The following is a 25,361-nucleotide window of genomic DNA, read 5'->3' as shown; positions in this document are numbered from 1 at the left end:
TCGTTGGTTGCGAACCCCCCAAACGAAATTTTTTCCGTGCTATCAGATGCTTGCGTCGATTAAAGCGGTACGCCCAGACGAGCGGCGACTTCTTCGTAGGCTTCGATGACGTCACCGAGGCCCTGGCGGAAGCGGTCCTTGTCCATCTTCTTCTTGGTGTCCTTGTCCCACAGACGGCAGCCGTCCGGGCTGAACTCGTCGCCGAGGACGATGGAACCGTCGCTGAACACGCCGAACTCAAGCTTGAAGTCGACCAGCAGCAGGCCGGCGTCGTCGAACAGTTTGCTCAGGACTTCGTTGACCTTGAGCGACAGTTCCTTCATGCGCGCCAGTTGCTCGGCGGTGCCCCAACCGAACGCCACGACGTGGGATTCGTTGATGAACGGGTCGCCCTTGGCGTCGTCCTTCAAGAACAGTTCGAAGGTGTACGGGTTGAGCTTCATGCCCTCCTCGACGCCCAGACGCTTGACCAGGCTGCCGGCGGCGTAGTTACGCACGACGCATTCCACCGGGATCATGTCGAGCTTCTTCACCAGGCATTCGTTGTCGCCCAGCAGTTTGTCGAACTGGGTCGGCACGCCGGCCGCTTCGAGTTTCTGCATGATGAAGGCGTTGAACTTGTTGTTCACCATACCTTTGCGATCAAGCTGTTCGATGCGCTTGCCGTCGAACGCCGAAGTGTCGTTGCGAAACAGCAGGATCAAGCGGTCAGCGTCGTCGGTCTTGTAAACCGATTTGGCTTTGCCGCGGTAGAGTTCTTCACGTTTTTCCATGATGGGCTCCGCTTGCTAAGTAGGTGGGCTAGGCGATGTGGCGCCAGTCGAGCCCTGAATCTTGATCGGCCAGTTGCAGCCAGTCCGGGTCGCACCCGAGGGTGTCGACAAAACATTGCCGGGCCAGCTGCGGCAGGTTGTTCTTGCTGCTCAGATGGGCCAGCACCAGGTGTTGCAAACCCTGCCAGCCCAACTCGGCCACCAGGAATGCCGCCTGATGGTTGTTCAGATGTCCGCGTTCGCCGCCCACCCGTTGCTTGAGAAAGTACGGGTAGTGACCACGGGCCAGCATGTCGCGACAATGGTTCGACTCGATCATCAATGCATCGAGGTCCCGATAGCCATCCAGCACCCGCTCGCAGAACGATCCCAGGTCGGTCAACAGGCCGAAGCGCCGCTGTTCCTGATCGCTGAAGACGTACTGGGTCGGCTCCTGCGCGTCATGGGCCACGGCAATGACCCCGACGTTCAGTGCGCCGATCTGCAGTTGCTCGCCGCCGGCCAGAAAGCCTGCCGGTTCAAGCGGTTTGCGCATCCCGCGCAACGTGCCACGACTGAGGTAGACCGGCAGATTGTAGCGCCGAGACAGTAAACCCACGCCATGCACGTGGTCGGCATGTTCGTGGGTCACGAGTATCGCGCTCAGTTGCGCCGGGTGAACACCCAGGCGCAACAGACGTCTTTCGGTTTCCCGCAGGGAAAAACCACAATCCACCAGCACGTACGTATCAGCACTGGCGATCAGCGTGCCGTTCCCTTGGCTACCGCTGCCGAGAACGGCAAAACGCATATCGGATCAGCCCAGGTTGTCCTGAATCACGCTCAACACTTTACGCGCGACATCGGCCGGCGCGACGGTGTTGATGTTCTTTTCGACGGTGACCTGGATGTTCTCGCCCACCTTGCTCAGGCGAACCTGATAACGCTCGGCGCGGGCTTCGACTTCTTCCTTGCTCGGCGCACTGCGGAACAGGCTGCTGAAGAAGCCAGGCTTGTCGTCTTTCTTCTCGGCTTTTTCGGCCAGGTTGATGTAGTACAGGCCCAGGCTGCGGTTGATGTCTTCAACGCGCCATTCGCCCTGTTCCAGCGCACGGCCGACGCTCGACCAGGCGCGGTCCAGATCGGTACCGACGTTCAACACCGGGTTGCCGCTGCCGTCTTCGTTCAGGCTGACACGGCTCGGCGCGTCGAAATCACGCGAGGCCAGCATCGACACCGAACCGCCCTTCTCGGACGTGCGGCTCATGCTCGCGAGCATGTCGTCGACCAGCGCAGCGTCCAGGCCAGTGTTGACCGAACGGTTGGTAAAGGCCACGTCCGCCGTGCTGCCGGCAGGACGCTCGGCGCTGACCACGTAGATTTCACTGGTGTTGCGCTGCACGCCCGGCTCGATGCGCACACGCACGCGGGTTTCGCTGTCGCTGGCGATACCGGCCGCACTCAGGCGCTTGGCCATCGAAGCGGACAACTCGTCGGAGTGCTGCCAGGTGGTGGTGAACTCACCGGTCTGCGGACGCTGTTCATCCAGACGGAAACCGTTGTCCTGGAAGAACTGCAGCGCCACTGGCCAGACTTCGGCCGGCGGGTGCTGAGCCACGACCCAACGCGAATCACCGCTCTTCTGCAGCGAGTAATCGGTGGCATCGGCAACCGCCGAAAGCGGCTGAGGACGCGGCACGACGTATTCGCCCGTCGCGGTGTCATCGGCCACGTTGCGCGGGATCGGCAACAGCGGATCGAGGCGCTTGGCAGTGCTCACATCCGGTGGCAATTGCATCGGTGCAGTCTGTTGCGCTTGCAGGTAATCGCTTCCACGGTCGCGGAAATAACCTTCCGGCCCCCAGACCCATCCGCAGCCACTGGTGCTGGAGATAATCAAGGCAAGTGCGGAAAGTCCGGCCATTCGCTTCATGCGTTGTACTTCCTCAATTAAACCAGGACGTTGCACTGGCGCAGGGCCGAGCGCAGCGTTTCATGACAAGGGGTGCTCAGCCAGGTCAGTGGCAGGCGGATGCCTTCGTGCATCAGGCCCATTTCGACCAAAGCCCACTTCACCGGAATCGGGTTGGCTTCGATGAACAGGTCCTTGTGCAGCGGCATCAGTTTTTCGTTGATTGCGCGTGCGGTATCGGCGTCGCCCTTGAGCGCGGCCTCGCACAGGTCAGCCATTTCGCGCGGGGCGACGTTGGCGGTGACCGAAATGTTGCCTTTGCCGCCCAGCAGGATCAGCTCGACAGCGGTCGGATCATCGCCGGACAGCACGATGAAATCCTTGCTCACGCCATCGATGATCGCTTTGGCGCGCTTGAGGTCGCCGGTGGCTTCCTTGATGCCGATGATGTTCGGCACGGTGGACAGGCGAATCACCGTCTCGGCCTGCATGTCGCAGGAAGTGCGGCCGGGAACGTTGTAGAGAATCTGCGGAATGTCGACCGCTTCAGCGATGTGCTTGAAGTGCTGGTACAGGCCTTCCTGGGTCGGCTTGTTGTAATAAGGAACCACCAGCAGGCAGGCATCGGCGCCGGCGGCCTTGGCGTTGCGGGTCAGCTCGACGGCTTCGCGGGTCGAGTTGGCGCCGGTGCCGGCGATGACCGGAATGCGCCCGGCAACCTGTTTGACCACGGCTTTGATGACGGCGATGTGCTCTTCTACATCAAGGGTGGCCGACTCGCCGGTAGTACCGACGGCGACGATGGCATGGGTGCCGTTCTTGAGGTGGAAGTCCACGAGTTTGCTGAGGCTGTCCCAGTCAAGACGCCCTTGTGCATCCATGGGAGTGACCAGTGCCACCATACTGCCCGCAATCATGAAACCGCTCCTGCCGGAAAAAGAGAGCGGTAATGGTACTGGCGCCAAGATGCTTGCACAAGCGAAGTACTGCGCCGCCGCCATTCCCCTTGGCGCCGCTTTTCGCTACCCTTCAGACTTTGATCGGTACAGATCAGCTTGTACGCCGGGTTTCAGCCTCCCCTTTCGGCCTCCCAGGCCCCGTTCCTGCGTCGCATCGACGCGCTCCCGCACAGTGGAGCGAGCCGCGAACGCTGGTCGGGGCTCTTTATACGGACCGCCAGAACAGGCATGCCCGGCCACCAACGCCCGTCAACCTACCGACCGCTCATCGCTTTAGGAATGCTGCATGTCCACCCCCACAGTTCGCGAACAATTCCTTGTCATCAGTGCCCTCGGCGCCAACCCCATGGAGCTGACCAACGTCCTGTGCCGCGCCAGCCATGAAAACCGCTGCGCCGTCGTCACCTCTCGCCTGACCCGCCACGGCGAGTGCAGCGCCCTGGTGCTGGAAATTTCCGGCAGCTGGGACGCCCTCGCGCGCCTCGAAGGCAGCCTGCCATTGCTGGCCAAGCGTCACGCTTTCACCGTCAACGTGGTGCGCAGCGCCGCTCTGGAAAATCGCCCGCAGGCGCTGCCTTACGTGGCTTACGTCAGCTCGGCGTATCGCCCGGACATTATCAATGAGCTGTGCCAGTTCTTCATGGACCACAACGTCGAGCTGGAAAACCTCACCTGCGACACCTATCAGGCGCCCCAGACCGGCGGCACCATGCTCAACGCTACGTTCACCGTGACCCTGCCGGCCAACACCCAGATCAGCTGGCTGCGCGATCAGTTCCTCGATTTCGCCGATGCGATGAACCTGGATGCCCTGATCGAGCCTTGGCGCCCACAAAACCCAATGTAAGGAAGCTTTCATGGCCGTTGCCATCGACCAACCGGTTGCGGATTTCACCGCACCTGCGACCAGCGGGCAGACCGTCAGCCTGTCCGAACTCAAGGGCAAGCAAGTGGTGATCTACTTCTACCCGAAGGACAGCACCCCGGGCTGCACCACTCAGGGCCAGGGCTTTCGCGATCAATATGCGGCATTCAAGGCTGCCAACACCGAAGTCTTCGGCATTTCCCGCGACAGCTTGAAGTCGCACGAAAACTTCAAAGGCAAACAGGAATTTCCGTTCGAGCTGATCAGCGACAAGGACGAAGCGGTTTGCCAGTTGTTCGACGTGATCAAGCTGAAAAAGCTGTATGGCAAGGAATACCTGGGCGTTGATCGCAGCACTTTCCTGATTGATAAGGACGGTGTGCTGCGTCAGGAATGGCGTGGCGTGAAAGTGCCGGGGCATGTTGATGCCGTGCTGGCGGCGGCTGAGGCTCTGAATAAAGCCTGATGTTTTTGCTGCGTCTGTAAAGACGCCTTCGCGAGCAGGCTCGCTCCCACAATTGAAATCTAATCACCGTGGGAGCGAGCCTGCTCGCGAATAGCCTCTCTGTAAAATCCGGATCAACCGCTAAAGCAACGGCGCCACCACCGGCTCCTTGCGCGGCCACGCATCCAGCACTGCCTTGAACAGCGTCGCCAGCGGGATCGCGAAGAACACACCCCAGAATCCCCACAACCCGCCAAACAACAGCACCGCGCAGATGATTGCCACCGGATGTAGATTCACTGCTTCCGAAAACAGCAACGGCACCAGCACGTTGCCGTCCAGCGTCTGAATGATCCCGTAGACCGCCATCAGGTAGATGAACTGATCGCTCCAGCCCCACTGGAACAGCGCAATCAGCAGCACCGGCACGGTCACCACTACCGCACCGACATACGGCACCACCACCGACAAGCCGACCAGCAACGCCAGCAGCGCCGCGTAATTCAGGCCCAGCGCGATGAAGGCGATGTAGGTCACGCCGCCGCAAATCACGATCTCGATGCCTTTGCCACGTATGTAATTGGCGATCTGCCGGTTCATTTCCTGGGCGACGCGGGTGATCAGCGCGCGTTCGCGAGGCAGATAGCCGCGCACCCACTCGCCGATCATCGCCCGATCCTTGAGGAAGAAGAACACCAGAATCGGTACCAACACCAGATAGATCATGATGTTCACCAGCAGTGGCAAACTCGACAACGAGAAAGTCAGTGCCCACTGACCGAACTTGCCAATCTCGCCCCGCGCCGCTTCGATCGCTTGCAGGACTTGCTCGTCAGACACCAGATGCGGATAGCGCTCGGGCAATAGAAGCAGCAGCGATTGCCACTTGGCGAGCATGCCCGGCAACTCGTTGAACAGCGTGATCAACTGATGCCACAGCAATGGCAGCACTACGACGATAAACAGCATCAGCGCGCCCATGAACAGCGCAAACACCAGCCCCACCGCCACCCCGCCCGGCACGCGCAGCCGCTCGAGCGTCACCACCAGGCCTTGCATCAGATACGCCAGCACCATCCCGGCCAACACCGGCGCAAGCATGCCGCCGAGGGTGAGCACGGCGGTGAAGGCGAGAAACAGCAGCACTGCCAGCACCACGGCTTCTTCATCGGAGAAGTAGCGCTGAATCCAGTCGCGTAACACTTTGAACATCAATAATCCCTTCGATTTTAGGCGCGGTGCTTCAGGCTTTTTTCAACCAGTAACGGTAGACGCCAGCCTCGTCTTCTTCGCGCAACAGCGCATGACCGGCGAGTTTGGCAAAGGTACGGAAGTCGCGTTGCGAGCCGGCATCGGTAGCGATCACCTTGAGCACAGCGCCACTTTGCAGTTTGTTGAGTTCCATTTTTGCCTTGAGCAACGGCAACGGACAGTTCAGGCCACTGGCGTCCAGTTCCACGTCATGGGCTACAGCGTCAGTCATTGCGTCACTCCGGTTCGGGTTGTCGAGCTGCCTAGAATATCTGGTCGCGGCTTCGGTGTCCGGCTACAGTAAGGTCTTTGTCCTCCAAGGCTTTGTGCATGACTTTTCTGCGCCCTACCCTGCTGACGCTCGCTTGCCTGCTCGCCTCACCAGGCTTTGCCGACGATCTGCCGTCACTCGGCGACGCCAGCTCTGCCATTGTCTCGCCGCAACAGGAATACCAGCTCGGCCGCGCCTGGCTGGCCATGCTGCGCAGTCAGGTTTCCCAGCTCAACGATCCGCAGCTCAAGGATTACGTCGAATCCAGCGTGTACAAGCTGGTCGAGACCAGCCAGGTCTCCGACAGGCGCCTGGAATTCATCCTGATCAACAGCCCACAACTCAACGCCTTCGCAGCGCCGGGCGGCGTGGTCGGGGTCAACGGCGGCCTGTTCCTCAACGCCCAGACCGAAGGTGAATACGCCTCGGTGCTCGCTCACGAACTGGCGCACTTGTCGCAACGTCACTTCGCTCGCGGCGTCGAAGCCTCACAAAGAATGCAGGTGCCGATGATGGCCGCGTTGCTGGCAGGTATCGTCATCGCGGCGGCAGGCGGCGGTGATGCCGGCATCGCCACCATCGCCGGCACCCAGGCTGCGGCGTTACAGGAACAACGGCGCTTCTCGCGGCAGAACGAACAGGAAGCGGACCGCATCGGCATCCTTAACCTGGAAAAGGCCGGTTACGACCCGCGTTCGATGCCAACCATGTTCGAACGCCTGATGCGCCAGTACCGCTTTGACGCCAAGCCGCCGGAATTCCTCCTGACTCACCCGGTTACCGAATCGCGTATCGCCGACACCCGCAACCGCGCCGAGCAGGCGAAACCGGGCGGCATCGAAGACAGCATGCGCTACCAGTTGATCCGCGCGCGAGTGCAGTTGATCTACGAAGAAACCCCGGGGCTGGGCGCCAAGCGTTTCCGCGCCCTGCTCGATGAAAACCCGAAAAATGATGTCGCGCGATACGGCCTCGCCATCGCGCAAATCAAGGGTGGCCAGCTCAACGAAGCGCGAGAGAACCTCAAGCAATTGTTGGCCAAGTCGCCGAACGAGATCATCTACAACCTCGCGCAGGTCGATCTGGACATCACCAACAATCGTCTGCCTGATGCGCAGTCACGGGTCGACCGCATGCTTACGCAGTTCCCGGGCAACTATCCGCTGAATCAGGTGCGTGTCGATCTGCTGTTGAAACAGAATCGCGCCGCCGATGCCGAGAAGGCACTCGACAGCCTGCTCAAGTCACGCCCGGATGATCCGGACGTCTGGTATCAGGTTGCTGAAACCCGCGGCTTGTCGGGCAACATCATCGGCCTGCATCAGGCGCGCGCCGAGTATTTTGCACTGGTCGGCGATTACCGCCAGGCCATTCAGCAGCTGGACTTCGCCAAGCGCAAGGCGGGCAACAACTTCCCGCTGTCCTCGCGCATCGATGCCCGCCAGCGCGAGCTGATGGAGCAGGAGCGTATGGTCAAGGACATGATGGGCTGAGTCTTTCCAGAAAAAAAATTGCAGACACAAAAAAACCGCCTCTTTCGAGGCGGTTTCTTTTTACCTGCCTGCTGGCTTATTCAGCCAGTTTGAAGGTGATGAAGCTGGCACGGCCCTGACGCAGCACGCGCATCGACACCGAACGGTTCTTCGGCAACGCCTTGGCGATGTCGGTGAACTCCTTGGCCGAGCCGATGGCTTGATTGTTCAGGTGGGTGATCACGTCACCCGGTTGCAGACCGATCAGGGCCGCAGGACCGTCCTGCACTTCCTTGATCACCACACCACCTTTGAGGTCGTAGGTTTTCTTCTGCTCGGCGGTCAATTCACCGACCGCAACACCGAGGCGGTTGCTGCTGCTTTCAGCACCGGATTTCGGCAGCGCGTCCAGCTCTTTGTCCTCGTCCGGGATCGCGCCGACGGTCAACTCGACGTTCTTGCGCTTGCCTTCACGAATCACTTCCAGATTGGCTTTGGCGCCAGCCTTCAGCGCGCCGACCAGATGCGGCAGATCGGCGGACATGACGATCGGCTGACCGTTCATGCTCAGGATCACGTCGCCAACCTGCAGGCCGCCCTTGGCCGCAGGGCCGTCATCCTGGATCTGCGCTACCAGCGCGCCGGCTGGCTTGTCCAGGCCGAACGACTCGGCCAGATCCTTGTTCACTTCCTGAATGACCACGCCCAGCCAGCCACGGCTGACCTTGCCACCGCTCTTGAGCTGGTTGGAAACATCCATCGCCACGTCGATCGGAATGGCGAACGACACGCCCATGAAGCCACCGGAGCGGGTGTAGATCTGCGAGTTGATGCCGACCACTTCACCGTTCAGGTTGAACAGCGGGCCACCGGAGTTGCCCGGGTTGATCGGCACGTCGGTCTGAATGAACGGCACATAGTTTTCGTTTGGCAGGCTACGACCGACGGCGCTGACGATGCCTTGGGTCACGGTGTGGTCAAAGCCGAATGGCGAACCGATCGCGACGACCCACTGGCCGGCCTTCAGGTCCTGGGACTTGCCGAGCTTGAGCACCGGCAGATCCTTGCCTTCGATTTTCAGCAACGCCACGTCAGAGCGGGGGTCGGTGCCGACCAGCTTGGCTTTCATCTCACTGCGGTCAGCCAGACGGACGAGGATTTCGTCAGCATCGGCGATCACGTGGTTGTTGGTGAGGATGTAGCCATCCGGCGAAATGATGAAACCCGAACCCAGCGATTGCGCTTCACGCTGGCGTCCATCGCCACGTGGCGAGCGCTGCTGAGGCGGCATGCCGCGCTCGAAGAATTCGCGCAGCATCGGTGGCAGGCCTTCCAGATCCGGCATCTGCTGGTTGACCCGACGGTCCGGCAGTTTCTGCGTGGTACTGATGTTCACCACCGCTGGCGACGCTTGTTCGACCAACTGGGTGAAATCAGGCAGATCGGCCGCTTGCGCAGCAGGCACCGCCTGACCGAGCAACAGTACGGTGGCGAGGATGGAAAGATAAGACTTCAAACTTGGTATCGACATACAGCTCCCGTTACGACGAGCAGGGTTAAGCGATATGGAGCAAAGGAACACCGGAAACCACAGACCGGCATTTTTGTTCCGGGAACAACAAACAAGGCCAGAGCCGTGAGGCTCTGACCTATAAAAAATTTTCAGGGGTTTTGCAAATGAAAATGCTCAGCAAACATTTCGACGTCTCGACGACGAAGTGGAAATGACTGAAATCAGCTCACTGCTTGCTGGTCGCAGCGCCATCGTTGTTACGCATCGATAGAGCGATTCGTTCGGCGGTGCCAATCGGGATTTCGCCGACCACCGTGACCATCATTTCGCCTTGCGGCGTGGTCAGGCGACGGGATACCGCGACGGTCGGGCCCAACTGAGTGCGGGTGTCAGTGACCGTTGCGCCATTCAACGGTTCAAGGAACACCGAGAAACGCGCCAGACCATCGTCATACATCAAGCTGCTGACTTGGGTCTTGGTTTGCGCATCCTTGTGCGAACTGCTGCTGGTCAGCTCAAAGCCTGGCGGGAGCCAGTCCGAACGCCAGTTTTGCACGGTTTTAGCTGCAGAAGCCTTGTCGCTTGCGATGTTGATCGGCTTACAATCCGGGTCCGCCAACAAGTCCTTGTCCGACGGGATTTCATCCGTGTCGAGGCTGGTGAACTGGAAACGCTCGAGCAACTGCCCTTTGTCGTTCAACAGTAACGACTTGAGCGGCAGCCCGGTTTTCTTGTCCAGGTGCAGCTCGAAACCGTAACGGTGCTGATCACGAGGCGTCAGCGACACGATCACTGCGTCACGGCCGGCCACGCGCGACTTGCCAATGACGGCAAGGTCATACCAATTCTTCAGCTTTTTGGGGTCCAGCGCACGGGCGGCAGCGTTGGGTGAATCACCCAATCCCGCAATCAGGGTGCCGCTGACGCATTGAGTACGTCCATCAATGCGCACGACTTCCTGAGCCGAACCGTCGAGCTGCAATAACCGCTCGCGGACCTGGCCATTCTGGACGCGATGCCAGATGTTGTGCGTGGAAAAACTGCCGTTGCGCTCGTAAACGAAAGTACCGTGAAAGCTTTGCTGCTGCTCGGCCTGGCCCAGACGGGTCAACCAGTCCTGGGCCTCGTCAGCGTGGGCTGGAACTATGAACCAGCCACTGAGCAGAAGCGAAAGTAGAGGGATGGCGCGCATGATCCTCCTTAACGGTTTTCCAGGCTTGCGGCACGTGCGTATGGCAGCGCGCTTTCAGTTCCTTTGAGTGCAGCCTGCTGAGCATGCTGACGCAGGTAGCCTGGCAGACGCTGATCATGCCAGCCTGGCTGACCTTGCAGAACGCCGTTGGCCATAGGGCCAGTCGCTTCCGAGCTTTCGCTATAACCAGCCAGAACTGCCGGACCCTTGACCTGTGGAGTAGCCAGAGTAGGCTGATTCGACTGCTGCGCCAGCTCAACACCAGCGATTTCGTCCTGGTTGTACAGGCGAACACCGGCCAGAACGGCCACGGTTACCGAAGCGGCAACAGCGAGGCGACCCAGGTTACGCCATGGGCTGCGGGATACTTTGGCCGGGGCCGTTTCGTCTTCCAGCGCAGCGGACACTGCCGCAGCGATATCCAGACGCGGAAGCAGCAGATCCTTGTGCATGGCTGCCCGAGCGATCTGGTAACGAGCCCAGGTCTCACGGGTATCAACATCATCCAGTGCGCTGAGCACTCGACGCAATTCCAGTTCGTCCGCTTCGTTATCCATCACTGCGGACAGCGATTCCTGCAGGGCTTCACGACTCATGGCGTTCCTCTCTTGGCTGTCGCCGCTGTCTCAGTTTTCCTGCAACAACGGTTGCAGGGCTTTGTCGATGGCCTCCCGAGCGCGGAAAATCCGGGAGCGCACGGTACCCACCGGACACTGCATGACGCTCGCAATGTCCTCGTAACTCAGACCATCGAATTCACGTAAAGTTAAAGCCGTACGCAAATCCTCTGGCAGTTGCTGGATGGTCCGATGGACAGTGCCTTCGATCTCATCCCGCAGCAATGCACGTTCCGGTGATTCGAGATCCTTGAGGCCGTGATCGCCATCGTAGAACTCTGCATCCTCTGAACTTACATCGCTATCCGGCGGCCGACGGCCGCGGGAAACCAGGTAGTTCTTTGCCGTGTTAATGGCAATACGGTACAGCCACGTATAAAACGCACTGTCACCGCGGAAATTTCCAAGTGCCCGATACGCCTTGATAAAGGCTTCCTGAGCAACGTCCTGGGCTTCATGGGTGTCGTGCACAAAACGCACGATCAACCCGAGAATTTTGTGCTGATATTTCAGCACCAGCAGATCGAAAGCTCGCTTGTCGCCACGCTGAACGCGTTCGACCAGCTGCTGATCCTCTTCCTGGGTTAGCATGAACACTCCTCGATAAGCCCGGAGGAGACTTGCATTACTAAACGACCAGACTTGCAAACATAGACTCGGGCTTTTCGCAAAAGTTCTCCCCCTCCAAGCAAGTTTCCTGCGGGCTCTGATTTGGCACGCACGAAAAACGCAGCGCGGGATAAACCGGCTGCGCGAATAATCTTGTTATCGGTTTCGCCGGCAGGAATCCAAACGCAGATTCCGCACTGAAGCCGACACTGTCCCTGGTTTCTGGCACCGTCTATTGATCTTGGGCCTTTGGCAAAAGTTCCAATTATTTATAGCCGTACCCACCTGACATTGCGCAACCCTGCTCGGAAAAGACTGTTTCAGCGCCGATACAGGTGTCATTTTTCAAAACCGATGAAAAAAACTTCCGACGAAGCACAGCGCTTTTTACTGCGCAGTAGTCTCACAATGCCATCTGGGCCCGGCTATTGTGCCGCCCAACCCCTCTATATACTAGTGGGCTGTGTGGCTGTCTTGACTCGCCGATCCAGCTGTCTTGCGCCAACCCCGACCCGGGTCGCTTTGAGCGGAATCCTGAAATGAGCCAACAGTTCCAACACGATGTTCTGGTGATTGGCAGCGGTGCTGCCGGTTTGACTCTCGCTTTGACCTTGCCCGGTCATCTGCGCATTGCCGTATTGAGCAAAGGCGATCTCGCCAACGGTTCGACCTTCTGGGCCCAAGGCGGCGTCGCTGCGGTGCTCGACGATACCGACACTGTCGAATCCCATGTCGACGACACCCTAAATGCGGGCGGCGGCTTGTGCCATGAAGACGCCGTACGCTTCACCGTCGAGCACAGCCGCGAAGCCATTCAATGGCTGATCGACCAGGGCGTGCCGTTCACCCGCGACGAACAGTCCGGCACTGAAGACGGTGGTTTCGAATTTCACCTGACCCGCGAAGGTGGCCACAGCCATCGACGGATTATCCATGCTGCCGACGCCACCGGCGCTGCGATCTTCAAGACCTTGCTGGCCCAGGCCAAAGAGCGCGATAACATCGAATTGCTGGAACAGCGCGTCGCCGTCGATTTGATCACCGAACGCCGCTTGGGCATGGAAGGCGATCGTTGCCTGGGCGCTTACGTGCTGAACCGCGCCACGGGCGAAGTCGACACCTACGGCGCACGTTTCGTGATTCTGGCCTCGGGCGGCGCAGCCAAGGTCTACCTTTATACCAGCAACCCCGACGGCGCCTGCGGTGACGGCATCGCCATGGCCTGGCGTTCCGGTTGCCGGGTGGCGAACCTGGAATTCAACCAGTTCCATCCGACCTGTCTGTATCACCCGCAAGCCAAAAGCTTCCTCATCACCGAGGCCCTGCGTGGCGAAGGCGCGCATTTGAAGCTGCCCAACGGCGAGCGCTTCATGTATCGCTTCGACAAACGCGCGGAGTTGGCGCCTCGCGACATTGTCGCGCGGGCCATCGACCATGAAATGAAGCGCCTAGGTGTCGACTGCGTTTATCTCGACATCAGCCACAAGCCTGAATCGTTCGTCAAAAGCCACTTCCCTACTGTTTATGAGCGCTGCCTGGGCTTCGGCATAGACATCACCAAACAACCGATCCCGGTGGTCCCCGCTGCGCACTACACCTGTGGCGGGGTGATGGTCGATCAGCACGGTCGCACCGATGTACCGGGGCTCTACGCCATCGGCGAAACCAGTTTCACCGGTCTGCACGGCGCCAACCGCATGGCCAGCAACTCGCTGTTGGAATGCTTCGTTTATGCCCGTTCGGCAGCAGCGGATATTCTTGCGCAACTCGATGACGTCGCGGCGCCAACCGCCCTGCCCGTCTGGGATGCCAGCCAGGTGACCGACTCGGATGAAGACGTAATCATTGCGCACAACTGGGACGAATTGCGCCGATTCATGTGGGACTACGTCGGCATCGTGCGCACCAACAAACGCCTGCAACGGGCGCAGCACCGGGTGCGTCTGCTGCTGGATGAGATCGATGAGTTTTACAGCAACTATAAAGTCAGCCGCGACCTGATCGAGCTGCGCAACCTGGCACAAGTCGCCGAGTTGATGATCAGCTCAGCCATGGAACGCAAGGAAAGTCGCGGGCTGCATTACACCCTCGACTATCCGGATATGCTGCCCGAAGCGCTCGACACTATTCTGGTGCCGCCCACCTACGCCGGCTGAACTTGAGCCGCACTCGCAGGCGTCGGTGCAGATCCGCCGCTTGCGAGTCACGTGGCACGCAGATTGACCTGACCCGCCACTCTCCGCGCAAACGAAAGCGCAGCACCACGATCAATGGCAGCGCCAGACTGTCCGGGCGCAGTTGCACCGCTTGCCAGCCATCAGCCTGATTCCACACCTGCCAGCCATCGCCATTGCGGCGCAACCCGCAAAATGCTTTCGGATGACTCAGCAAAATCTGCCGTGGCAGCATCCAAAAACCGTGCAGCGCACAAGCGCAAGCGCCGAGCAGACTGGCCCAGAGCGGAATCGACAGCAGACACAGCGAACCCATGGCGAACGCCTGGGCCAACAGATACGCCGCCAGCAACTGCCGTGAGGCATGCCAGCGGCATTCGAACGTATTACTTGGGCTGGACACGATCCAGAATCATCCGGACCATGCGTTGCAGCTCGGGATCTTCCGACTCGCTGCGCTCCATGAACCAGCCGAACATGTCCTGATCCTCACAGGTCAGCAAACGCACGTACAGATCGCGATCCACTTGATTCAACGTCGCGTAAACCTCCTGCACGAACGGCACCAGCAGCACGTCAAGCTCAAGCATGCCGCGACGGCTGTGCCAAAAGAGGCGATTCAGTTCAACTTGTTCGACCATGGAGCCCTCCTCGAATTTGCCGGGCAGTATACAGCCCCGGCGCGGGCCGCACAGTCGGCTTTGGTCGGGCACCCGTGATCCTTTATCAACTACCCATTTCAACCCTGCCCCCTTATGATGTGCCCCAGTCTATTTACCCTGCGATGACCCATGGCCGATTCTGCTTTTTTCTGCACCCTGTCTCATGAAGGCGTACTCGCGGTTCGCGGTGCGGACGCCGGAAAATTCCTGCAAGGCCAGTTGACCTGCAATATCAATTACCTGAGCGACACCCGCGCCAGCCTCGGCGCCCGCTGCACGCAGAAAGGCCGGATGCAGTCGAGCTTCCGCATCCTGCTTGAGGGCGACGGCGTGGTGATGGCGATGGCCAGCGCGCTGCTCGAGCCGCAACTGGCCGACCTGAAAAAGTACGCGGTGTTCTCCAAATCGAAACTGACCGATGAAAGCGCCGCCTGGGTGCGCTTCGGTCTGGCGCATGGCGATGCAGCCCTGACCAGCCTCGGTCTGGCACTGCCCGCCGAAACCGACAGCGTTGTGCGCAATGAAGGCCTGATCGCAATTCGCGTCTCGCCCGAGCGCGCCGAACTCTGGGTGCCTGCCGCTCAGGCGCCAAACATTCAAAGCCAACTGTCCGCCACGCTGGCTGAGGGTGAACTGAATCAATGGCTGCTGGGCCAGATCCGCGCCGGTATCGGCCAGGTCATGCCTTCCACTCGCGAACTGTTTATCCCGCAGATGCTCAATCTGCAGGCGGTCGGCGGGGTGAGTTTCAAGAAAGGCTGCTACACCGGCCAGGAAATCGTTGCGCGCATGCAGTACCTGGGCAAGCTCAAGCGTCGGCTGTACCGCTTGCGCCTCGACGCGGCCGAGTTGCCGGAGCCCGGCACTCAACTGTTCACCCCCAGCCACAACAGCTCAATCGGCGAAGTGGTGCTGGCGGCCAATGCCGAGGGAAACATTGAACTCCTGGCCGTGTTGCAGGCCGAAGCTGCCGAAGCCGGTGATTTGCGTCTGGGCGCCCTCGAAGGCCCCGCGTTGCACGTGCTCGACCTGCCTTACGAACTGGATCGCGACCGCGAAATCCAGCGTTGATCGCAGCATTGTTGCAACACCCTAGAGAGTCCAAATGAGCGAACTGGCGGAAAAGGTCCAACAGGATTTGGTTGCGGCCATCGATAACGATGACCTGGTTCTGCCAACGTTGCCGGAAGTGGCCCTGCAGATTCGCAAGGCTGCCGAGGATCCGGAAATCAGCGTCAGCGACCTGAGCAAAGTTATCGGCCGCGACACCGCGCTGTCGGCGCGCCTGATCAAAGTGGTCAACAGTCCGCTGCTGCGCGCCGCGCAGGAAGTCACCGACCTGCACACCGCCATCACCCGTTTGGGCATCAACTACAGCAGCAACCTGGCGATCGGTCTGGTGATGGAGCAGATCTTCAATGCCCGCTCCGAAGTGGTCGAACAGAAAATGCGCGAAGTCTGGCGCAGCAGTCTGGAAATCGCTGGCGTCAGCTATGCGCTGTGTCGTCGTCACACTCAGCTCAAACCCGATCAGGCGGCACTCGGCGGGTTGGTGCATCAGATTGGCGTGTTGCCGATTCTGACTTACGCCGAAGACCACAATGAACTGCTCTCGGATGCGGTCAGCCTGACCCATGTGATTGAGCAGATTCACCCATTGCTCGGCGAGAAATTGCTGCGGGTCTGGGAGTTTCCCGAGCGCCTGGTGCATTTGCCGTTGCTGTATCAAGACTTCAGCCGCGACTCGGCGCGCATCGATTACGTCGATATCGTGCAAGTGGCCAATTTGTATTGCCGCAAGGACACCGATCATCCGTTTGCGCGGATTGATCCGTTTAGCGTGCCGGCGTTCAGGAAGCTGGGGATTGATCCGGAGAACAAGCAGTTTTGCGCGGATCTGGAAGAATCGCGGTCGATGTTCTACTGACCTGTGGTGAGGGGATTTATCCCCGTTGGGTTGCGAAGCGACCCTAGACTCTGCGATCCGAACCGCGACTGCTGCGCAGCCGAGCGGGGATAAATCCCCTCGCCACAAAAAACCCTTGCCACAAAAGTATTACCCGGCAATAAAACTGACCCGCACCTTCAACCCTGCCTGCTCGCCATCATGCAAGGTGATCTGCGCCAGATGCGCGCGACAGATCTCGCCGACAATCGCCAAGCCCAGACCTGAACCGGCAACCTGCTGATTGCGCCGATAAAACCGTTCGAACACTCGATCACGCTCGTGCAGCGGGATGCCCGGCCCGTCGTCCTCAACCTCAAGCACTGCCGGGGCCGTCACCCGCAGAATCACATTGCCGCCCGATGGCGTATGCGCCAGCGCGTTGTCGACCAGATTGCTCAGCAGCTCATTGAGCAGCGTCGGCTCACCGCGCAGCCACACCGGCTCATCCGCTTCAAGCGCCAGCGCCACGCCGCGCTTGTGCGCCAATGGCGCCATGGCCATGCCCAGCTCTCGGGCCAATTGACTCAGATCGAGCAACTGCGCGCCGCCCTCGGCAATCGCCCGCGCGCCGTTTTCGACCCGGGCCAGCGATAGCAGCTGATTGGCCAGATGGGTCAAGCGATCGGTGCTTTGCGCGGACGATTCAAGGGTGGTGCGCCAGGTCTCCGGCTCGTTCGAGCGCAGGCCCAGTTCCAGGCGTGCCTTGAGTGCGGCCAGCGGCGTACGCAACTCGTGAGCAGCATCGGCGATGAACTGCGCCTGCCGCTCGAACTGGCCGCGCAGACGCTCGGTGAAATGATTGAGCGCGCGCACCAACGGCCCCAATTCATGCTGCACTTCCACCAGCGGCAGCGGCCGCAAATCGTCGGGCTGGCGTTCCTCAACAGCGGTTCTTAACCGCTCCAGCGGGCGCAGCGCCGCACTCACCGCGAACCACACCAGCAGCAATGCACCCACGGCCAGCATGCCCAAGCGCAACAGGGTGTCAGCCGCCAGACTGCGCGCCATGCTGACCCGCGCTTCGTCGGTTTCAGCCACGCGGATTTCCGCCATGCCGTTCATGTTCGGCTCGCTTACCGCTTTGAGCAGGCTGACCACACGCACGTTCTGGCCGTTGTACTTCGCGTTGTAGAAGCGCGCGAGCGCAGGATAGCTGTCGGTACGCGGCGTGCCGGGCGGTGGCCCGGGAAGATTTTCGTAGCCGGAAATCAGCTTCTGGTGAATGTCGTTGACCTGGTAATAGATGCGCCCGGCACTGTCGTAGGCGAAGGTGTCCAGCGCCACGTAAGGCACGTCGGCGCTGAGACTGCCGTCGCGCTGCGACAACCCGGCAGCGATGGTGCGTGCCGAGGCCAGCAGCGTGCGGTCATACGCGGTGTCGGCGGCTTCGCGACCGTTCCAGTAAGCGCTCAAGCCGCTGGCGAGCATCAGCACCACCAGCAACCATCCAAGGTTCCACAGCAACCGCCAGCGCAGGCTGCTGGGCTTATGCATCGCGGCTTTCCAGCAGATAGCCGAGGCCACGGAAGGTGACAATGGCCACGGGCTGGCCATCGAGCTTCTTGCGCAAGCGGTGCACGTAGATTTCGATGGCGTCGGGGCTGGCTTCTTCGTCGAGGCCGAACACCTGCGCGGCCAGTTGTTCCTTGCTCATCACTCGCCCCGGCCGCGCGATCAACGCTTCCAGGACGGCCTGCTCGCGGGAGGTGAGGGTCAGCAGTTCGTCGCCGAGGGTGAAGCGCCGCGTATCGAGGTCGTAAGCCAGCACACCACAGCGCTGCTGACGCTCGCCGCCCAGCACACTGCGGCGCAGCAAGGCTTTGACCCGCGCTTCCAGTTCCGTCAGTTCGAACGGCTTGGCCAGGTAGTCGTCAGCACCGAGATTGAGGCCGTGCACGCGATCTTTCACGTCACTGCGCGCGGTCAGCATCAACACCGGCAGGTTCTTGCCGCGAGCACGCAGCCGCGCCAGCACCTCGAAACCGTCCATGCGCGGCAGGCCGACATCGAGGATCGCCACGGCGTATTCCTCACTGCCCAGCGCCAGGTCGGCGGCCACGCCATCGTGCAACACATCCACCGTCAGACCGGTGCTCTTGAGCGCCTGAGCCACGCTTTCGGCCAGTTGCAGATGGTCTTCGACGAGCAGGACACGCATGGATTTTTACCTCGTTCAGGGTTGGCCGACGCCACGCTTTGTCGCGGAGTTTACAGCCGCAACCGCCGCTGTGAAGCCCGAAAACCGTGAAAGACAATTGAAAGGTTGTTGAAAGGTTAGCCGGTTAGAGTCGGCCCACGGACAGTTTCGACTGTCGCCGCTGCCGCCACACAGCGCAACGAAAAACGCCATGAAGCGTTTTCGACTCATAAGAACAATAACGGAGTACCCCAGCATGCCCTCCATGCGCACCATGGCTGTAATGCCTGCTCGCCTTGCTCGATTCCACCGTTGCGCCGTCGGCTTCTCGCCGCAGTCCTTTATCCCCTCCGTTGTTTCAGTCGTTGCGCGCGCGCCGCGAGAAAACTGCGCCTGCCGCTAGGTTTTCGCGTTGCCCTTTGGTCATTCGGTCCATCCATAACAACAACTTCTCTGGAGACTCAAATGAACGTATCACTGCGTAAAGTTGCTCTCGCCGCTGGCGCGATGCTGTTTGCCGGCCAACTCATGGCCGAGCCGAAACGTCCGGAATGCATCGCCCCCGCCTCCCCCGGCGGTGGTTTCGACCTGACCTGCAAACTGGTGCAGAGCGCACTGGTCAACCAGAAGCTGTTGAGCAAACCGATGCGCGTGACCTACATGCCCGGCGGTGTCGGCGCGGTGGCATACAACGCAGTAGTGGCGCAACGTCCGGCGGATGCCGGAACGCTGGTGGCGTGGTCGAGCGGTTCGCTGTTGAACCTGGCCCAGGGCAAGTTCGGCCGCTTCGATGAAACCAACGTGCGCTGGCTCGCGGCCGTCGGCACCAGCTACGGCGCCATCGCAGTGAAAAGCGATTCGCCCTACAAGACCCTCGACGATCTCGTCCAGGCGTTGAAGAAAGATCCAGGCTCGGTGGTCATCGGCTCCGGCGGCACCGTCGGCAGCCAGGACTGGATGCAGACCGCACTGATCGCCAAGGCTGCCGGGATCAACCCGCGCGAGCTGCGTTACGTGGCACTCGAAGGCGGTGGTGAGATCGCCACGGCCCTGCTCGGCGGCCACATCCAGGTCGGCAGTACCGACATCTCCGACTCCATGCCGCACATCCAGAGCGGCGACATGCGTCTGCTCGCGGTGTTCTCGGACAAGCGTCTCGACGAACCGGAAATGAAAGACATCCCGACCGCTCGCGAGCAAGGCTATGACATCGTCTGGCCAGTGGTGCGCGGCTTCTACCTCGGGCCAAAAGTCAGCGACGAAGACTACGCCTGGTGGAAAGACGCGTTCGACAAACTGCTGGCTTCCGACGAGTTCGCCAAGCTGCGCGATCAGCGTGAGCTGTTCCCGTTCGCCATGACCGGCCCGGAACTGGACACCTACGTGAAGAAGCAGGTCGCCGACTACAAAGTGCTGGCCAAAGAGTTCGGCCTGATCCAGTGATCGTCTCTGTCTAGTGGCTGCGTCTCCTACGCGGGGACGCAGCACAGGAGCTCCCATGCTTATTCAACGCATTTTCGCCTCGGTGTTGCTGCTGGTGTGTGCCGGCCTGGCACTGATGGCGTGGCCGTACCAAGCGGCTTTTTCCTATGAACCGGTCGGCCCACGCGCCTTTCCGCTGCTGATGCTCGGCCTGATGGGCCTGGCGCTGCTGTACATGGTGTTTCGCCCGGCGCCGATCAAACACAACCCGGATGAGCCGCCGCTGGATCGCGAAACCCTGACCAAGATCGGTCTGTGCGTGGTGTTGTTGCTGGTGTTTGCCGGCACCTTCGAACCCCTTGGCTTCATCGTGGCCAGCATCATTACCGGCGTACCGATGGCCCGTCTCTATGGCGGCCGCTGGCTGCCGAGCGTGGTGATCATCAGCCTGATGGCGGTTGGTCTCTATCTGCTGTTCGATCGCTTGATGGATGTTCCGCTGCCCCTCGGCCTGCTCAGCGTCCTGGAGAACTGATATGGATACCCTTGGCTATTTGGGTCAGGGCTTCGGCGTCGCGCTGAGCCCTTACAACCTGGTGACCGCACTGTGCGGCACCCTGATCGGCACCGTCGTCGGTCTGCTGCCGGGCCTTGGTCCGATCAACGGCGTGGCGTTGCTGATTCCGATCGCGTTCGCGCTCGGCCTGCCGCCGGAGTCGGCGCTGATCCTGCTCGCGGCGGTGTATCTGGGCTGCGAATACGGCGGCCGGATCAGCTCGATCCTGCTGAACATTCCGGGTGAAGCTTCCACCGTCATGACCACTCTCGACGGCTACCCGATGGCGCGCAAAGGTATGGCCGGTGTCGCGCTGTCACTGTCGGCGTGGAGTTCGTTCATCGGCGCGTTCATCGCCACCTGCGGCATGGTCCTGTTTGCGCCGCTGCTGGCGAAATGGGCGATTGCCTTCGGACCGGCGGAATACTTCGTGCTGATGGTGTTCGCGATTGTCTGTCTCGGCGGCATGGCCGGTGATCGACCGTTGAAGACCTTTATTGCGGCTCTGATCGGTCTGTTCCTTTCCACCGTCGGCATCGACGCCAACAGTGGCGTGTACCGTTTCACCGGCGACAACATTCACCTGACCGACGGCATTCAGTTCGTTGTGCTGGTGCTGGGTCTGTTCTCGATCAGCGAAATCCTTCTGCTGCTGGAAAAAACCCACCACGGCCAGGAAGCGGTGAAAGCCACCGGCCGGATGATGTTCAACTTCAAGGAAGCGGCGTCGGTGTTCGTCGTCAACGTGCGCTGCGGCGTGCTCGGTTTCATCATGGGCGTGCTGCCCGGTGCCGGCGCAACGCTAGCCAGTGCCGTGGCCTACATGACCGAGAAGCGCATCGCCGGCACCAGCGGCAAATTCGGTGAAGGCGATCCCCGTGGTCTGGCCGCGCCGGAAACCGCTATCGGCGGCGCGGCGTGCGGCGCTCTCGTTCCGATGCTGACCCTCGGCGTTCCGGGTTCGGGCACCACGGCGGTGATGATCGGCGCGCTGTCGCTGTACAACATTACCCCGGGTCCACTGCTGTTCCAACAGCAACCGGACATCGTCTGGGGTTTGATCGCTTCGTTGTTCATTGCCAACGTGATGCTGGTGATCCTCAACATCCCGATGATCCGCGTATTCACCCGCATCCTCGCCGTGCCGAACTGGGCGCTGGTGCCGATCATCGCGATCATCACCGGGATCGGCGTTTACGCGGTGCACGCGACCACCTTCGATCTGTTCCTGATGATCGGTATCGGCATCTTCGGTTACATCCTGCGCAAGCTGGATTTCCCGCTGTCGCCACTGCTGCTGGGCTTCATCCTCGGTGGCCTGATGGAGCAGAACCTGCGTCGCGCCCTGTCGATCTCCAATGGCGCGCTGGAGATTCTCTGGTCGAGTCCGATCACCTTCGGTTGCTGGATCCTCACCGCGATCATGCTGCTGATGCCGCTGATCCGCATCTGGCGTAAACGTTCGGCGGCACGGCGCGTCATTGCCGATGTTTGATCGCTTGTCCCTGAAAGCCTGGTGGGGCACCCCGCTGGTCGGTCTGCTTGGCGGTTTCATCGCCAGCCAGATCGGCTGGCCGCTTCCGTGGATGGTCGGCTCGTTGCTGGCGATCATCCTGGTGCGCTGCCTGACGCCGTGGCAACTGGCGGAAATCCCTGGCGGGCGCAAGTGCGGCCAGTGGATCGTCGGCATCGGCATCGGCCTGCACTTCACCCCGCTGGTGATGGAACAGGTGCTCAGTCATTTCGGTTTGATCTTCTTCGGTGCATTGGTCACCAGCCTTTCGGCGGTGGTCGGCGTGTGGCTGATGCGCCGCACCGGCGAGGATCGCGCCACGGCTTTTTTCTCAAGCATGCCCGGTGGTTCCGGGGAGATGGTCAACCTCGGCGCTCGTAACGGTGCACTGCTCAGCCATGTCGCGGCCGGGCAGAGTCTGCGGGTGTTGGTGGTGGTGTTGTGCGTGCCGGCGGCGTTCAAGTATCTGCTCGGTGACGGTACGCCGATTTCTCATGCAGGCAGCGTCGATTGGCGCTGGCTGGCGATTCTGTTTCCGGCGGGCGCCCTGCTCGCCTGGCTCTGGCAGCGTCTGCGCCAACCCAATCCATGGCTGTTCGGGCCGTTATTGGTCAGTGCGGCGGTCAGCATCACCTGGGATCTGCACATCGGTTTGCCCAATGGCGGCAGTCAGATCGGCCAATGGCTGATTGGCAGCGGTCTGGGCTGTCACTTCAATCGGCAGTTCTTCCGCCGCGCGCCGTCGTTCATGGGCCGGACGTTGATCGGCACCGCGCTGACCATGTTGATCGCGTCGCTGGCGGCGCTGGGCTTGAGTGCATTGACCCATCTGGATCTGCGTTCGCTTACCCTGGGCATGATGCCCGGCGGGATCGCCGAGATGAGCCTGACGGCGGAGACCCTGCAACTGTCGGTGCCGCTGGTGACGGCGATGCAGGTGATGCGGCTGTTGTTTGTGCTGTTTCTGGCGGAGCCGTTGTTCAGGTATTGGAATCGTATTCCAGAGTCCTGACTGACTAATCGTTCCCACGCTCTGCGTGGGAATGCCTCAATGGACGCTCCGCGTCCGCTTTGGGACGCAGAGCGTCCCGGGCTGCATTCCCACGAGGAGCGTGGGAACGATCTCAGGCGAGAGGTGGCAAGCGCCAGTCGATCGGCGTTTCGCCATTCTGTTCGAGAAACTTGTTGGTCCGGCTGAAATGCCCACAGCCTAAAAACCCGCGATAGGCCGACAACGGCGACGGATGCACCGAGGTCAGCACCAGGTGCTTGGTCGCGTCGATCAGCTTCTGCTTGCTCTGCGCATGGGCGCCCCAGAGCATGAACACCAGATGCGGCTGCCGTTCGCTGACCACTTCAATGATGCGGTCGGTGAAGTGTTGCCAGCCCTTGTCCTTGTGCGCGTTGGCGTTGGCGCGCTCAACCGTCATGGTGGTGTTGAGCAGCAGCACGCCCTGTTCGGCCCAGCTCTGCAGGTAGCCGTGGTTGGGAATGTCGATATTGAGGTCGCGTTTCAACTCTTTATAGATGTTGACCAGCGACGGCGGTGCCGGCACGCCCGGTTGCACCGAGAAACACAGACCGTGGGCCTGGCCCGGGCCGTGGTAAGGGTCCTGGCCGAGAATCACCACTTTCACCTTGTCCAGGGGCGTTGAGTTCAGTGCGTTGAAAATCATCGGTCCCGGCGGATAGATCTCCTTGCCGGCGGCCCGCTCCTGCTGCAGAAAGCTGCGCAACTCTGCCATGTAAGGCTGGTCGAACTCAGCACGCAGTGCCTCCTTCCAGCTCGGTTCGAGTTTGATACGGTCGTCAGCAGTCATGGTCATTTCCGGCAAAAACAATGGGGCGAACCCTAGGAAAGCCGACCACGCTTGTCAATTGATCTGACGCAGATCCGGCACTTTCCCCCATAGCGATCATACTGTTCGCTCAAATTCCCGATCGAGGTCACGATGAATCTGCACTTCGAAGAACTTACCGGCACTGACGGCGCCCGCATCGGCATCGCCAGCCTGGATGCCGAAAAATCGCTGAACGCGCTGTCCCTGCCGATGATCAACGCGCTCAGCGAAAAATTGAACGCCTGGGCCAATGACCCGCAAATCGTCTGCGTGCTGCTGCGCGGCAACAGCAGCAAAGCTTTCTGCGCCGGTGGCGAGGTGCGCAGCCTGGTCGAAGCCTGCCGCGCTCACCCCGGCGAAGTGCCGCCGTTGGCCGCGCAGTTTTTCAGCGCGGAATATCGCCTCGATTACAGCCTGCATACCTATCCAAAGCCGCTGATCTGCTGGGGTCACGGTTATGTGCTCGGTGGCGGCATGGGCCTGTTGCAGGGCGCCAGCACGCGGATCGTCACGCCGAGCAGCCGTCTGGCGATGCCGGAAATCACCATTGGCCTGTATCCGGACGTTGGCGCCAGTTGGTTTCTCGCCCGATTGCCGGGCAAGCTCGGCTTGTTTCTCGGCCTGACCGGCGCGCACATCAACGGCCGTGATGCGCTGGATCTGGATCTGGCCGACCGCTTCCTGCTCGACGAACAGCAACCGCAATTGATCGAAGGCTTGCTGCAATTGAACTGGCAGGAACAGACCGCCATGCAGCTCAACAGCCTGCTCAAGGCTCTGCAGCAGGAGGCACTTGAGCAAATGCCCGAAGCGCAGTGGCTGCCGCGTCGTCCGCAGATCGACGAACTGCTCGATGTCAGCGACGTTGCCTGTGCGTGGAAAGCCATCAGCCTGCACCGCGACAGCAGCGATCCGTTGATTGCCCGCGCGGCGAAAACCATGACCGAGGGTTCACCGCTGACCGCGCATCTGGTCTGGGAACAGATCAGCCGCGCGCGGCACATGTCGCTGGCCGAAGTATTCCAGATGGAATACACCCTGAGCCTCAATTGCTGCCGTCATCCGGAATTCAGCGAAGGCGTGCGCGCGCGGCTGATCGACAAGGATCAGAAACCGCACTGGCACTGGCCGGACATCAATAACGTGCCGGATGCGGTGGTCGAGGCGCACTTTCATAAAGTCTGGGAGGGGCGGCATCCCTTGGCGGATCTGACCCAGTATTGAGGTGACGCGTGGCCCGCGATGGCAAC

General features: G+C 60.6%; 26 protein-coding genes. 11 read left to right on the top strand and 15 right to left on the bottom strand.

Annotated features, from left to right (window positions below; translation table 11 throughout):
- Positions 1 to 59: 59 nt before the first annotated feature.
- Genes purC through dapA form a run of 4 tightly spaced genes read right to left on the bottom strand, consistent with a single transcriptional unit; the run spans position 60 to position 3,581 of the window.
- On the bottom strand, positions 60 to 773 hold the full coding sequence (purC, locus tag OK411_RS07740) for a phosphoribosylaminoimidazolesuccinocarboxamide synthase (protein ID WP_016771262.1): 714 nt from the start codon (positions 771 to 773) through the stop codon (positions 60 to 62).
- Between the two features lie 28 nt (positions 774 to 801).
- Entirely contained in the window at positions 802 to 1,563 is a 762-nt protein-coding gene (locus OK411_RS07735) for an MBL fold metallo-hydrolase (RefSeq protein ID WP_024012002.1), read from the bottom strand.
- A gap of 6 nt (positions 1,564 to 1,569) precedes the next feature.
- Complete coding sequence (gene bamC / locus OK411_RS07730; protein WP_264364671.1) at positions 1,570 to 2,685, bottom strand: outer membrane protein assembly factor BamC; 1,116 nt, start codon at positions 2,683 to 2,685, stop codon at positions 1,570 to 1,572.
- Between the two features lie 17 nt (positions 2,686 to 2,702).
- Complete coding sequence (gene dapA, locus OK411_RS07725; RefSeq protein WP_016771265.1) at positions 2,703 to 3,581, bottom strand: 4-hydroxy-tetrahydrodipicolinate synthase; 879 nt, start codon at positions 3,579 to 3,581, stop codon at positions 2,703 to 2,705.
- A gap of 328 nt (positions 3,582 to 3,909) precedes the next feature.
- On the opposite strand from dapA, the gene OK411_RS07720 reads away from it, so the two are divergent.
- Both OK411_RS07720 and OK411_RS07715 read left to right on the top strand, forming a co-directional pair.
- Positions 3,910 to 4,470: a glycine cleavage system protein R gene (locus OK411_RS07720; RefSeq protein ID WP_071174673.1), complete on the top strand. Its 561-nt coding sequence runs from the start codon at positions 3,910 to 3,912 to the stop codon at positions 4,468 to 4,470.
- Between the two features lie 10 nt (positions 4,471 to 4,480).
- A complete protein-coding gene (locus tag OK411_RS07715; protein ID WP_016771267.1) occupies positions 4,481 to 4,954 on the top strand; it encodes a peroxiredoxin in 474 nt (157 codons plus the stop codon).
- A gap of 120 nt (positions 4,955 to 5,074) precedes the next feature.
- Here the strand turns inward: OK411_RS07715 and OK411_RS07710 are convergent, their stop codons facing one another.
- On the bottom strand, positions 5,075 to 6,145 hold the full coding sequence (locus tag OK411_RS07710) for an AI-2E family transporter (protein WP_016771268.1): 1,071 nt from the start codon (positions 6,143 to 6,145) through the stop codon (positions 5,075 to 5,077).
- Positions 6,146 to 6,176: 31 nt separating this feature from the next.
- On the bottom strand, positions 6,177 to 6,416 hold the full coding sequence (locus tag OK411_RS07705) for a sulfurtransferase TusA family protein (RefSeq protein ID WP_016771269.1): 240 nt from the start codon (positions 6,414 to 6,416) through the stop codon (positions 6,177 to 6,179).
- Between the two features lie 98 nt (positions 6,417 to 6,514).
- Here OK411_RS07705 and OK411_RS07700 point away from each other — a divergent pair, with 98 nt between their 5' ends.
- Positions 6,515 to 7,948: a M48 family metalloprotease gene (locus tag OK411_RS07700; protein WP_024011999.1), complete on the top strand. Its 1,434-nt coding sequence runs from the start codon at positions 6,515 to 6,517 to the stop codon at positions 7,946 to 7,948.
- 76 nt (positions 7,949 to 8,024) lie between these two features.
- Here OK411_RS07700 and OK411_RS07695 read toward each other — a convergent pair whose 3' ends face one another.
- The 4 genes from OK411_RS07695 to rpoE all read right to left on the bottom strand — a co-directional run bounded on the left by OK411_RS07695 (position 8,025) and on the right by rpoE (position 11,840).
- Entirely contained in the window at positions 8,025 to 9,458 is a 1,434-nt protein-coding gene (locus OK411_RS07695; RefSeq protein ID WP_264364670.1) for a DegQ family serine endoprotease, read from the bottom strand.
- A 208-nt stretch (positions 9,459 to 9,666) separates the two neighbouring features.
- Entirely contained in the window at positions 9,667 to 10,632 is a 966-nt protein-coding gene (locus tag OK411_RS07690; protein ID WP_016771272.1) for a MucB/RseB C-terminal domain-containing protein, read from the bottom strand.
- 8 nt (positions 10,633 to 10,640) lie between these two features.
- Positions 10,641 to 11,228: a sigma-E factor negative regulatory protein gene (locus OK411_RS07685; protein WP_008077804.1), complete on the bottom strand. Its 588-nt coding sequence runs from the start codon at positions 11,226 to 11,228 to the stop codon at positions 10,641 to 10,643.
- Between the two features lie 30 nt (positions 11,229 to 11,258).
- The gene (gene rpoE, locus OK411_RS07680) at positions 11,259 to 11,840 is read right to left on the bottom strand and encodes an RNA polymerase sigma factor RpoE (RefSeq protein WP_003172477.1); all 582 of its coding nucleotides are present in this window, start codon (positions 11,838 to 11,840) and stop codon (positions 11,259 to 11,261) included.
- A 557-nt stretch (positions 11,841 to 12,397) separates the two neighbouring features.
- Here rpoE and nadB point away from each other — a divergent pair.
- A complete protein-coding gene (nadB, locus tag OK411_RS07675; RefSeq protein ID WP_264364669.1) occupies positions 12,398 to 14,014 on the top strand; it encodes an L-aspartate oxidase in 1,617 nt (538 codons plus the stop codon).
- Here nadB and OK411_RS07670 read toward each other — a convergent pair.
- Both OK411_RS07670 and OK411_RS07665 read right to left on the bottom strand, forming a co-directional pair.
- The gene (locus OK411_RS07670) at positions 13,983 to 14,435 is read right to left on the bottom strand and encodes a protein YgfX (RefSeq protein WP_264364668.1); all 453 of its coding nucleotides are present in this window, start codon (positions 14,433 to 14,435) and stop codon (positions 13,983 to 13,985) included. The genes nadB and OK411_RS07670 overlap by 32 nt on opposite strands.
- Positions 14,419 to 14,673, bottom strand: coding sequence for a succinate dehydrogenase assembly factor 2 (locus OK411_RS07665; RefSeq protein ID WP_007911418.1), 255 nt, complete (start codon positions 14,671 to 14,673; stop codon positions 14,419 to 14,421). The genes OK411_RS07670 and OK411_RS07665 overlap by 17 nt, the downstream gene beginning before the upstream one ends.
- Before the next feature lie 150 nt (positions 14,674 to 14,823).
- Between OK411_RS07665 and OK411_RS07660 the strand changes: the two genes are divergently transcribed.
- Complete coding sequence (locus tag OK411_RS07660) at positions 14,824 to 15,765, top strand: YgfZ/GcvT domain-containing protein (RefSeq protein WP_264364667.1); 942 nt, start codon at positions 14,824 to 14,826, stop codon at positions 15,763 to 15,765.
- 34 nt (positions 15,766 to 15,799) lie between these two features.
- A complete protein-coding gene (locus tag OK411_RS07655; RefSeq protein WP_056783523.1) occupies positions 15,800 to 16,621 on the top strand; it encodes an HDOD domain-containing protein in 822 nt (273 codons plus the stop codon).
- A gap of 129 nt (positions 16,622 to 16,750) precedes the next feature.
- Here OK411_RS07655 and OK411_RS07650 read toward each other — a convergent pair whose 3' ends face one another.
- Positions 16,751 to 18,136, bottom strand: coding sequence for a sensor histidine kinase (locus tag OK411_RS07650; RefSeq protein WP_024011993.1), 1,386 nt, complete (start codon positions 18,134 to 18,136; stop codon positions 16,751 to 16,753).
- Positions 18,129 to 18,800, bottom strand: coding sequence for a response regulator (locus OK411_RS07645; protein WP_024011992.1), 672 nt, complete (start codon positions 18,798 to 18,800; stop codon positions 18,129 to 18,131). The genes OK411_RS07650 and OK411_RS07645 overlap by 8 nt, the downstream gene beginning before the upstream one ends.
- A 444-nt stretch (positions 18,801 to 19,244) precedes the next feature.
- Here OK411_RS07645 and OK411_RS07640 point away from each other — a divergent pair, with 444 nt between their 5' ends.
- The 4 genes from OK411_RS07640 to OK411_RS07625 are packed head-to-tail and all read left to right on the top strand — an operon-like array spanning position 19,245 to position 23,282.
- On the top strand, positions 19,245 to 20,222 hold the full coding sequence (locus tag OK411_RS07640) for a Bug family tripartite tricarboxylate transporter substrate binding protein (RefSeq protein ID WP_016771275.1): 978 nt from the start codon (positions 19,245 to 19,247) through the stop codon (positions 20,220 to 20,222).
- A 55-nt stretch (positions 20,223 to 20,277) separates the two neighbouring features.
- Entirely contained in the window at positions 20,278 to 20,736 is a 459-nt protein-coding gene (locus OK411_RS07635; protein WP_016771276.1) for a tripartite tricarboxylate transporter TctB family protein, read from the top strand.
- 1 nt (position 20,737) lies between these two features.
- Complete coding sequence (locus tag OK411_RS07630) at positions 20,738 to 22,252, top strand: tripartite tricarboxylate transporter permease (protein WP_016771277.1); 1,515 nt, start codon at positions 20,738 to 20,740, stop codon at positions 22,250 to 22,252.
- A complete protein-coding gene (locus tag OK411_RS07625; RefSeq protein WP_123442926.1) occupies positions 22,245 to 23,282 on the top strand; it encodes an AbrB family transcriptional regulator in 1,038 nt (345 codons plus the stop codon). The genes OK411_RS07630 and OK411_RS07625 overlap by 8 nt, the downstream gene beginning before the upstream one ends.
- Before the next feature lie 112 nt (positions 23,283 to 23,394).
- On the opposite strand, the gene ung is transcribed toward OK411_RS07625, so the two are convergent.
- Complete coding sequence (gene ung, locus OK411_RS07620; RefSeq protein WP_073473079.1) at positions 23,395 to 24,090, bottom strand: uracil-DNA glycosylase; 696 nt, start codon at positions 24,088 to 24,090, stop codon at positions 23,395 to 23,397.
- A gap of 132 nt (positions 24,091 to 24,222) precedes the next feature.
- On the opposite strand from ung, the gene OK411_RS07615 reads away from it, so the two are divergent.
- Entirely contained in the window at positions 24,223 to 25,335 is a 1,113-nt protein-coding gene (locus OK411_RS07615; protein WP_264364666.1) for an enoyl-CoA hydratase/isomerase family protein, read from the top strand.
- The last annotated feature ends 26 nt before the right edge of the window (positions 25,336 to 25,361 follow it).

It is taken from the genome of Pseudomonas sp. RG1, from assembly GCF_025910115.1.
In the GTDB taxonomy this organism is placed as follows: Bacteria; Pseudomonadota; Gammaproteobacteria; order Pseudomonadales; family Pseudomonadaceae; genus Aquipseudomonas; species Aquipseudomonas atacamensis.
This window is presented reverse-complemented; position numbering and strand designations above follow the sequence as displayed.

Bases quoted from the DNA above. Each gene is read 5' to 3' on its own strand.
- rpoE (WP_003172477.1), bottom strand. From the start codon at position 11,840: ATGCTAACCCAGGAAGAGGATCAGCAGCTGGTCGAACGCGTTCAGCGT.
- dapA (WP_016771265.1), bottom strand. From the start codon at position 3,581: ATGATTGCGGGCAGTATGGTGGCACTGGTCACTCCCATGGATGCACAA.
- OK411_RS07635 (WP_016771276.1), top strand. From the start codon at position 20,278: ATGCTTATTCAACGCATTTTCGCCTCGGTGTTGCTGCTGGTGTGTGCC.
- OK411_RS07715 (WP_016771267.1), top strand. From the start codon at position 4,481: ATGGCCGTTGCCATCGACCAACCGGTTGCGGATTTCACCGCACCTGCG.
- purC (WP_016771262.1), bottom strand. From the start codon at position 773: ATGGAAAAACGTGAAGAACTCTACCGCGGCAAAGCCAAATCGGTTTAC.
- OK411_RS07720 (WP_071174673.1), top strand. From the start codon at position 3,910: ATGTCCACCCCCACAGTTCGCGAACAATTCCTTGTCATCAGTGCCCTC.
- OK411_RS07710 (WP_016771268.1), bottom strand. From the start codon at position 6,145: ATGTTCAAAGTGTTACGCGACTGGATTCAGCGCTACTTCTCCGATGAA.
- OK411_RS07705 (WP_016771269.1), bottom strand. From the start codon at position 6,416: ATGACTGACGCTGTAGCCCATGACGTGGAACTGGACGCCAGTGGCCTG.
- OK411_RS07665 (WP_007911418.1), bottom strand. From the start codon at position 14,673: ATGGTCGAACAAGTTGAACTGAATCGCCTCTTTTGGCACAGCCGTCGC.
- OK411_RS07650 (WP_024011993.1), bottom strand. From the start codon at position 18,136: ATGCATAAGCCCAGCAGCCTGCGCTGGCGGTTGCTGTGGAACCTTGGA.
- OK411_RS07655 (WP_056783523.1), top strand. From the start codon at position 15,800: ATGAGCGAACTGGCGGAAAAGGTCCAACAGGATTTGGTTGCGGCCATC.
- bamC (WP_264364671.1), bottom strand. From the start codon at position 2,685: ATGAAGCGAATGGCCGGACTTTCCGCACTTGCCTTGATTATCTCCAGC.
- ung (WP_073473079.1), bottom strand. From the start codon at position 24,090: ATGACTGCTGACGACCGTATCAAACTCGAACCGAGCTGGAAGGAGGCA.
- OK411_RS07640 (WP_016771275.1), top strand. From the start codon at position 19,245: ATGAACGTATCACTGCGTAAAGTTGCTCTCGCCGCTGGCGCGATGCTG.
- OK411_RS07690 (WP_016771272.1), bottom strand. From the start codon at position 10,632: ATGCGCGCCATCCCTCTACTTTCGCTTCTGCTCAGTGGCTGGTTCATA.
- OK411_RS07685 (WP_008077804.1), bottom strand. From the start codon at position 11,228: ATGAGTCGTGAAGCCCTGCAGGAATCGCTGTCCGCAGTGATGGATAAC.
- OK411_RS07700 (WP_024011999.1), top strand. From the start codon at position 6,515: ATGACTTTTCTGCGCCCTACCCTGCTGACGCTCGCTTGCCTGCTCGCC.
- nadB (WP_264364669.1), top strand. From the start codon at position 12,398: ATGAGCCAACAGTTCCAACACGATGTTCTGGTGATTGGCAGCGGTGCT.
- OK411_RS07630 (WP_016771277.1), top strand. From the start codon at position 20,738: ATGGATACCCTTGGCTATTTGGGTCAGGGCTTCGGCGTCGCGCTGAGC.
- OK411_RS07625 (WP_123442926.1), top strand. From the start codon at position 22,245: ATGTTTGATCGCTTGTCCCTGAAAGCCTGGTGGGGCACCCCGCTGGTC.
- OK411_RS07615 (WP_264364666.1), top strand. From the start codon at position 24,223: ATGAATCTGCACTTCGAAGAACTTACCGGCACTGACGGCGCCCGCATC.
- OK411_RS07695 (WP_264364670.1), bottom strand. From the start codon at position 9,458: ATGTCGATACCAAGTTTGAAGTCTTATCTTTCCATCCTCGCCACCGTA.
- OK411_RS07645 (WP_024011992.1), bottom strand. From the start codon at position 18,800: ATGCGTGTCCTGCTCGTCGAAGACCATCTGCAACTGGCCGAAAGCGTG.
- OK411_RS07735 (WP_024012002.1), bottom strand. From the start codon at position 1,563: ATGCGTTTTGCCGTTCTCGGCAGCGGTAGCCAAGGGAACGGCACGCTG.
- OK411_RS07660 (WP_264364667.1), top strand. From the start codon at position 14,824: ATGGCCGATTCTGCTTTTTTCTGCACCCTGTCTCATGAAGGCGTACTC.